This is a genomic window from Streptomyces sp. NPDC102467 (assembly GCF_044765445.1).
Classification (GTDB): domain Bacteria; phylum Actinomycetota; class Actinomycetes; order Streptomycetales; family Streptomycetaceae; genus Streptomyces.
Genome location: NZ_JBIWKA010000055.1, coordinates 1 through 8,071, shown reverse-complemented (window position 1 = coordinate 8,071; position 8,071 = coordinate 1). Strand labels below are relative to the sequence as shown.

General features: G+C 69.2%; 6 protein-coding genes and 1 pseudogene. 4 read left to right on the top strand and 3 right to left on the bottom strand.

The genetic code is table 11. The features are described 5' to 3' along the window. Nucleotides 1-167 precede the first annotated feature (167 nt). Nucleotides 168-944, bottom strand: a pseudogene (locus tag ACIREE_RS42405) (transposase). A 54-nt stretch (nt 945-998) separates the two neighbouring features. Here ACIREE_RS42405 and ACIREE_RS42400 point away from each other — a divergent pair. Continuing rightward, complete coding sequence (locus ACIREE_RS42400; RefSeq protein WP_404164919.1) at nt 999-1,532, top strand: DinB family protein; 534 nt, start codon at nt 999-1,001, stop codon at nt 1,530-1,532. 151 nt (nt 1,533-1,683) lie between these two features. Continuing rightward, nucleotides 1,684-2,175: a hypothetical protein gene (locus tag ACIREE_RS42395; protein WP_404164917.1), complete on the top strand. Its 492-nt coding sequence runs from the start codon at nt 1,684-1,686 to the stop codon at nt 2,173-2,175. Between the two features lie 279 nt (nt 2,176-2,454). Here ACIREE_RS42395 and ACIREE_RS42390 read toward each other — a convergent pair whose 3' ends face one another. Next, nucleotides 2,455-3,771: an MFS transporter gene (locus ACIREE_RS42390; protein ID WP_404164915.1), complete on the bottom strand. Its 1,317-nt coding sequence runs from the start codon at nt 3,769-3,771 to the stop codon at nt 2,455-2,457. Between the two features lie 217 nt (nt 3,772-3,988). On the opposite strand from ACIREE_RS42390, the gene ACIREE_RS42385 reads away from it, so the two are divergent. Together ACIREE_RS42385 and ACIREE_RS42380 are read left to right on the top strand one after the other, a co-directional pair. After that, the gene (locus tag ACIREE_RS42385) at nt 3,989-4,123 is read left to right on the top strand and encodes a hypothetical protein (protein ID WP_404164913.1); all 135 of its coding nucleotides are present in this window, start codon (nt 3,989-3,991) and stop codon (nt 4,121-4,123) included. A 313-nt stretch (nt 4,124-4,436) separates the two neighbouring features. Next, nucleotides 4,437-6,002: an aKG-HExxH-type peptide beta-hydroxylase gene (locus tag ACIREE_RS42380; protein WP_404164911.1), complete on the top strand. Its 1,566-nt coding sequence runs from the start codon at nt 4,437-4,439 to the stop codon at nt 6,000-6,002. Between the two features lie 91 nt (nt 6,003-6,093). Here ACIREE_RS42380 and ACIREE_RS42375 read toward each other — a convergent pair whose 3' ends face one another. Further along, a complete protein-coding gene (locus ACIREE_RS42375; protein WP_404164909.1) occupies nt 6,094-6,819 on the bottom strand; it encodes a LuxR C-terminal-related transcriptional regulator in 726 nt (241 codons plus the stop codon). Between the last annotated feature and the right edge of the window lie 1,252 nt (nt 6,820-8,071).

Below are 8,071 nucleotides of genomic sequence, written 5' to 3'. Positions count from 1 at the left end.
GAGACCCGATAATTCAGAAACGCTCGCAGACACCGGCACCACCCCCGGGAGCAGTACGCAGAAGCCTACGCCGAGCAGCTAAGACAACGGCATTGACTCTAAAAGTTGTCGCGGAAGCGATCTCCGAGTTGAGGAAGGTGCGGTCGGCCTTGGCGCGAACTCGCTCTCTATTTGGCGAGGTTGAGGTTGTGCAGGCGGATGATGCCGAGCATGGCGTGGTGGACGCTGTTGCCTTTGAGGCGGCAGTCGCGCAGGATCTTCCAGCTCTTCATTCGGGCGAAGGTGTGCTCGACACGGGCGCGTACTCGTATGTGGAAGCGGTTGTGTTCTTCCTTCCACGCTGGGAGAGGTTGGCCTTCTGTCCTGCGGGGCGGGATGGCCAGCCCGGTGCCTTGGTAGCCGCCGTCCGCGATAGTCATCCTCTGGCCGACGGCGTCCTGGACGCCGGACTCCTGCCGGCCGCGGGAGTCGTGCCGGCTGCCGGGCGGGGGCTGACCGACCACGACAACGAGCCGGGTGTCGGCATCGATGACGGCCTGGTGGGCGGTGGAGTAGCGATAGTTTCTTCGACCGATCGGCGATCGTGCGGTCACGGGTAGGCGCCAAGGTGCCGTCCACGATGAGCACGGTGTCCTTGCGGAATCGCTGGCGCGGTTGGAGCGCAAGTCGCCGGCCGAGGTGGTTGATGATCCGGTCTGCCGCCGACTTCGAAACGCCAAACAACAGGGTTAGCTGACGTAACGTCAAGTCCGTCCGCCAGTAGACCGTGAGCAGGAGGATGCGGTCCACCAGCGGCAGGCCCTACGGCCGCCCGCGCCGCGGCTCGTTCGCGGCCTCGCGGCGCGCTGAGGTCACCAACTTGCCGAAGCAGCGCGGGCTCAACCCGGTGAACGGGCCTATCGGCCTATCCAGGACGGCGCCGACGCCGTGATCACACCAGCCACACCGAGATCATGGCAGGGGTGCGGCCCGCTCCGTGTCCGCGCTACGTTCGCGGGATGCAGCAGCCCTCGGATAAGGTTCCCGCCCTCCTCGACGGTCCGGCCGTCGACGTCTGCGACGCCCACGAACTACTTCTTGGCTATCTGGAGTGGTACCGCGACGCCCTGGTGCGAAAGCTTGATGGACTGTCCGACTACCAACTCCACACGGCTGCCGAACCGCTCGACTGGTCGCCGCTCGGCCTGGTCCAACACCTCGGTTGGGTCGAACGCCGATGGCTGCGATGGGGGTTCGGTGCCGAGGACGTCATTGCCTATCCATCCGGCGGGGACGCCGAGGAGTGGAAGGTTGCCGCTGAGACCTCCACCGCGCAGGTCATGACCGCTTACCATATGGAGGTGACGGCCGGGAACTTCCATACGAGGTCGGCCGCCCTGAGTGACAAGGCACGCCTCGGGGGCCGCTTCAAAACGCCCGACCAGGCCCCCTCGCTGGGGCGGATCCTCTTCCACCTGCTCCAGGAGTACGCCCGCCACGTCGGTCACCTCGACGTTGCGCGCGAGCTCATCGACGGCAAGACCGGCGAGTGACGCACCCAGGACTGCTGAGGCATTGCGGTACAGTCTTTAAGTACCAGTACGCCAACGGCACCAGGGGCGTGAAGACCAATGCGACGCTCTGCACGCCGCACCGCCTCGGCTGGTACATCTGGGAGTCCAAGTAATGCGACACAGGCGAACGTTGAGCCTTTGCATCCTGGCTGCGGCTGCCCTGCCGCTGACGGGAGCCTGCTCGGCCGATCACGCCGACAGTGAGTCGAAGGCCAAGTCGCTGCCGCACGCCAGTTCGCCCGCCTCACCCTCAGCCTCTCCTGTTGAAGGAGATCAGACGCCAGTCAAGGTTCCACCGGAGCTGGACCCGGGTGAGAAACTCGCCGGCAGGCAGGGCGCCACGCATGGCGGCCGGACTATCGCGTTCGCCAAGGGCGGCAGGAAGGGCGACGCGCTCATCGTCGCGGTGCGTTGCGAGGGCAAGGGAACGATGAAGGTCGCCGTCAAGCCCGTGACGGCTGCCTTCCCCCTTGAGTGCCTCGCTGGGGAAGTGTCCACGACGTACAACCAGCTTGGTCTCTCGGGAGTGGAGAAAGAGGGCACAGTCTCTGTCACCGCGCCCAGCACGGTGAATTGGTCAATGACCATCGCCCGCGGCGAGCCCCCGGAGGGCGAGGACTAGAAGCACCTCTCGGATCGCAGCTACAAAACGGCAACTGCCCGCTCTTCTCACGAAGGTCGGGCAGTTGCCGTTGACGGTAATCCGACGGTCAGTCGCGATAACTCCTGACCTGGGGGGAGAGACAGACAGCGCCACAGATGAGCTTCTCAAGCTCCGAATCGTTCCCCGGCCGGTCGCCCGCTGGGCCACGGGAGCGGCCGCGGCGATCTCCATGTACAGCTCGGCGTGCGCTCCTACTTGATCTCGTTCCGGCCGTTTCGGCTGCCACGCGGACAAGAATTAGCCGTCGCCGTCCCGTGCACGGGGTGTCGGTCGCCATGCCGGGCGCCCGGCACGGGTGATCACTCCGTCCGCTCCCCGGCGCGGCCGCCACACCGTGCCGCCCGATGTGCCGACCGCCGCGCACACCGTCGCGAGACCGGCGAGCGCGATCGCCGTTCCGGCGCCGGTGAGTTCGGCGACGGTTCCGAAGACGACCGGGCCGACGCCCTGCACGGACATCAGCCCGGCCGTGAGCAACCCGAACGCCTGACCGCGGCGGGCTTCGGGAACCGCTTCCAGAAACGGGCGTTGAAGCCCCAGGGCGTAAGCGAAACCGACTCCGGTGACCAGCAGGAGCGCGGCGCACGCCACCCGGGGCGGGTCCAGTGCGAAGCCCGTCAACGGCAGCCCAAGGACGACCACCAACGGTCCGGCCAGCCGTTCGCGCGCGGCGGGACGCAGGAGGCGGCCGACGGCCAGGTCTCCGGCGAGCATGCCGACCGGCAGGCAGGCGAGCAGCACACCGGCGGTGCCGTCGGGCATTCGGCGGCCCTCCGCGAAAGGGACCACCAGGCCCTCGGCGCCGGCGACGAACAACGGCGGCAGCCACTGGGCGAGCAGCAGCGCGCGAACCCTCCGATCGGCAAGCAGGCCGATGCCACCGGACCAGCTGTCCCACAGCACCGATCCGGAGCCGCGGCGCCGCTGCGGTTCCGCGGACCGCTCCGGGACGGACAGGTCGGGCAGCCGAACACGGACGGCGACAGCGGCAGCCAGGTACGCGGCCGCGCTCACCAGCAGCGCGGTCCGCGGGCCCAGGAACGCGACCGCGGCACCGCCGACGGCCAGGCCAAGGAGCTGAGCCACGGACGCGGAGACGTTGAGCAGCGAGCGTCCCAGGACGTACGCGTCACCGGCGAGCGTGTCGGCGACGAGCCGGTTGACCGCGCCGGTGGAGACAGGGGTCAGGGCAGCCACGGCGGCGACGAGAGCCAGGACAGCCGGCACCGGCAGGTGGACCGTTCCCAGAACCGCGGCAGCTCCGCACTGCAGGACGTGACCGGCGACGACCAGCCCTCGCGGCCGCACCCGGTCGGCGAGCGAGCCGAGGACCAGGGAACCCGCGAGCTGCGGCAGGAAGCCGGCGCCGAACGTCACCGCGCTCAGCAAAGGCGAGCCGGTCGCCGCGAACACGAGCACCGACAAGGTCAGGACGCGCAGCGCGTCGGCGGTCACCGTCAGCGCCCGGGTGGAAAGCAGCAACCTGAATCGCCGGTCGGCCAGCACGTCCCCGTACGTGGTGCGGGCTTCCCAGGTGGTGGAGTCGGAGGTCACCGGCAGGAGTGTGCGGGACGGGCCGGAACCGCGGCAACCCGTACGCGTGCCGAGAGCCCCGGTGACGTACCGTCACCGCTGGTACACGGGACAACATTCGGGACAACGACCCTATCGAGGCGGGACGGGGGCGCCGGAGAATGAGGCAGCCGGACGGGACGCACGGCGGCCTGCCCGGCTCGCCTCAGCAATCCACCGACGACCGAAGGGCTTGAACATGCTCGTGGACACCATCGAGACTCCCGTCCTGGCTCCCGACGCCTACCTCGACGACGAGACCTCGGCCGTCGCCGTCGACGCTCCCGAGGAGCGCGCCTGGCTGCCGTCCTATCAGGCGGCCCTGACCGCCTGACCCGCGGCGTCTCGGGTTGGGCGCCGGACCCTCATGGGACCGGTGTCCGGCCCGGCTCGGCCCCGCGCCCCCCGGCCCGGCGCCCTCCGCACGCCGCACCGCGCGGACCTCTCCGCCACGCCCCCGCGAGCGCCCCCTCCACCGCTCCTCCGCTCCTCCGCGAACGGGCGTCGCCGCGAACGGGCGTCGCCGCCGCGCCCCTCGGAGCAGGGTGTCCCGCGACGGGCACCTCCGAAGCGCCCGCTCCCTGCGGCCCTCACACGAAAAGCCAGCACACCCTCACACGAAAAGCCAGCTCAAGGGACGGTTCGTCATGCCCGCTTCCTCCTCCACCGAGTCCGTCGGCGCCACCGAGTTCACCGGGTCCACCGACGCCACGGGCGCGCAGCCGGTCGCCGACGCCGCGGCCCGGGCCGACGGCCTGCTCAGCGCCGACCGGCAGTTCGGCGACTCCGCCGCCATCGGCGAGCGCAACCTCGCGCGGTTCCGGCTGGGCCTGACCATGCTGGCGCGCCACGACGCCGAGGGTGCGGACGTGCTGCGGACGACGGCCGCGGGGCCCGACGAGCGGCTGCGTCCGCTGCTGTACGACCCGGTCCTGCGCAACTGCTTCGAGGTGGACCTCGTGGAGCTGGAGCGCTGCCGGCTCGACCGCAGTTCGTTCGCCGTCCGCCTGGGCGACGGCGCGGCGGACACCGCGCCACCCATGGGCCCCTGCGAAGCCCTCACCGATCCTCATCTACGCGCATGGCCGGAGCTCGGCGACACCTGGGTGCTGACGGAGCCGGCCCCGCGCGACGACGCGCAGAAGAAGCTGGGCGAGCGGCTCATGGAGCTGTACCGAGACGCGCTCGGCAGCGGCGCGACGGCTCCGGTCCGCCCGACGGACGAGGTCCTGGCAGGTCTGCGCGAGGGCGCGAACCTCCTTGCGACGCTGCTGCCGTCCTCGGGTGCCGGTGTGCTCGGGCACATCACCCTGGTCGGGTTCACACACCGGGAGAGCGAGGAGGGGCCCCTGCAGTCGATGTCCGGCGGCGACCCGCTCCCCTCGGCGGTGCTGCTGGCGCCGGAGCGCTGCGCCAGTCCGTGGCTCGCCGCCGAGAGCCTGCTCCACGAGGGCGCCCACCTCAAGCTCTTCGACGCTCTGCGGACGGGCTCCCTGGTCGCGAACCCCACCGAGCGGGTTCCGATCCCATGGCGGATCGGCTCGTGGACCCTCATCCGGGTCTTCGTCGCCCTGCACTTCTACGTTCATGTGCTGGTGTTCCGGGCCGCCGCGGCCACCGCCGGCGAGGCGGTGCGCGAGCGGTTCGGCGCGCCTCCGACGGTCGAGGAGATCGACGAGCCCAGTCCCGGCACCCCCGCCGCGCAGGACCAGACGTACCGGACCGCCGCCGAACGGGCCCGCTACCTCGCGGAGTGCATGCTGTCCCTGCCCGACGAGGCCCTGACCGAGAACGGGCGGCGGTTCGCCGACTGGCTCCTCACGGCCCTGCGGCTGGTGGACAGTGAGGCGCCCGAGCCCCCGGCGCGGACCACCGCTACGGCAGCCGGCCCCGAGGAGGAGGAGGAGGAGGCCGCGCACCTGCCGGAGGCCCCCTTGGAGGGTGTCCTGGAGCGGGTCGCACCGGTCGACGCGTGCGCCCTGCCCGGCCTCGGGCAGCTCATCGTGAGCACCACCCGGTCGGCGCGCATGCACTGGCTGAACGCGCGCTCGTGGACGGTCTACTCCCTGTGCGACGGACGTGCCCCCGGCTCGCTGCGCACGGCCTACGCCCGCGCGGCGGGCCTGCCGACCGACTCCCTGGAGGTCGCCCGGCAGGTGGACGGGAGCCTGCGCCGGCTCCTGGCCGCAGGCCTCGTCACCCACAGCGGGTGACGTCCGGCGGGACTGTCGACGGCGCGGGGGACGCGCCGCCCGCCGCCGTGGGGCCCGGAGCTGCCTTCTTCCTCCGGCTCTGATGCTCCGTCTACGCGTCCATGGGCCCCGCACCTGTACCCGCGCCCACAGCCGCGCCGGAGCCGGCGGTCTGCAGACCGGCCAGTTGCGCCGCGACCATGGCCTCCTGTCGGCTCGACACCTGAATCTTCGGCAGGATGACCGAAACGTAATTGCGCACGGTCTTCTCCGATATGAACAACTCCTGGGCTATCCGGCGATTCCCATAGCCGAAGGAGACTAATCGGAGCACCTCTCGCTCCCGGTTCGTGAGCACCGGGAACGGGAGCACCTCACGGAATTCCGATGCCAGGCTCGCCAGAAGGGCGGAGAATGCGCCGCCGCCCCGCGGCCCCACTATGACGTACCCCCGTTCGACGGCCCGCACCGTACGCAACAGATCCGTCGTCTCCGTGTTCTTGAGCAGGTAACCCGTCGCTCCAGCCATCAGCGTGGTCAACAACAGCTTGTCGTCGTCGTATTCAGGGGACACCGAGGCGATCAGCCGGGCTGCCGGGTGCTGCCGGTGCAACTGCTCCAGCAGTTCGACCCCCGTGCGACCGGGCGGATCGAGGTCGACGATGACCACGTCGGGCCTTTCCTCGCGCACCACACGCACACCCTCACGCGCGTCCCGCGTCCCTGCGGCGACGGTCATCCCGCCGCTTTCCAACGCGGAGCGCAAGCCGTCCAGAAGCAGGGGAATGCCTTCTATTACCACCACACGAATGTCGGAACATTGCAACGTATCGCCCACTCTGCCCCACTCCTAGCGACGCCATGACGGCGTGCGGCCTGCACAACAGCCCTCCGCCCGCCGCTCGATCGGGTCTTCACCTTGCAGAGTAGAACTTCACTCACATTGCCCATCGGTGCGACTCCGCAGTGTACGGACCGTGCTGGGAGCGAATTGGGGCAGGAACTGCGAACCCAGCGAACACGCAAAGCACGACCAAGTCCCGTCACACCCCGGTCGACCTACGTGGTCGGGTAGCCCGGGGCATCTCAACCCCGGGCTCCCACAGATCCGTACGTGACAGTCTCCGTCATACGGCTCGTGTCGTTCTGGTCATCTGACGGCCGGTCCCGCCAGGCCCGGGCCTGGCCAATCAGCGGAACCGGCTCGCATCCGATGGTGACCGGCGTGCCGAGCGTCATGGATGATCATGCTACTCGTGAACTCCCGCGTAGGTGAAGTGTTTACAGGGCTGTAAGCGCTGGTCATTGACATGCGTCGTCTGGCGGATGTACCGGTGAATGCGCGGAGCGTGGTGCTCGAGGTCCGCATACACCGGCTCGTCCGCACTTCCATCGGGCGTGCTCGGCGGACGTTTCGCGAGCAGGTGCCCGGCTTCATCGAGCGGTACCTGCGCCGCACCTCACGCCTGACGGAACAGGTCCGTGTCCTGGTCGAAGAGTTGACCGGCCGGGCTGCGGTGCGGGTGTCGATGAGGCTGCCGATAAAAATGTCGCGGCACACGGCTCTGCGCGTGCTGATGAACATGCCTCTGGCCGAAGAGGGAGATTCCCGAGGTGGTGGGGGTGAACGACTTCGCCCTCGCCCACAGGCACCGTCGGCCACGCCGACTTGATCAGCTCACCGCGCTGGTGAAGACCGGCTCAAACGGATGCAGTACCGACCCGGTCTCCTGGAGGGCCTCATAGCCAAGACCGGACTCAACCTTCAACTGCCGTAATCCCAGCCCTTAAAGATCTCTAGAGGTGGCCGCCGACTTCAACGACGACCCGATCTCCGAGCGGGCCACCTCTCCAGCCGACTCCGCGGCCCGTTCACCCAGATCCAACCGTGCCTATGGAGAGTACTGTTCGCCGACTGAGGCTATGACCTCACTCGCTGGCGTCAGGGCGTCCCGCAGCTTGGCGGGAAGGTCCGACATCTAAAGGTCCGACATCTACTGACCTTGAATGCGTGGTGTCGTCATGGCGGCTCGGGCTGGAGACCGGTGCCGATGAGGCAACCGTTGAGGACGCCGGGGCGGTACTGGAGC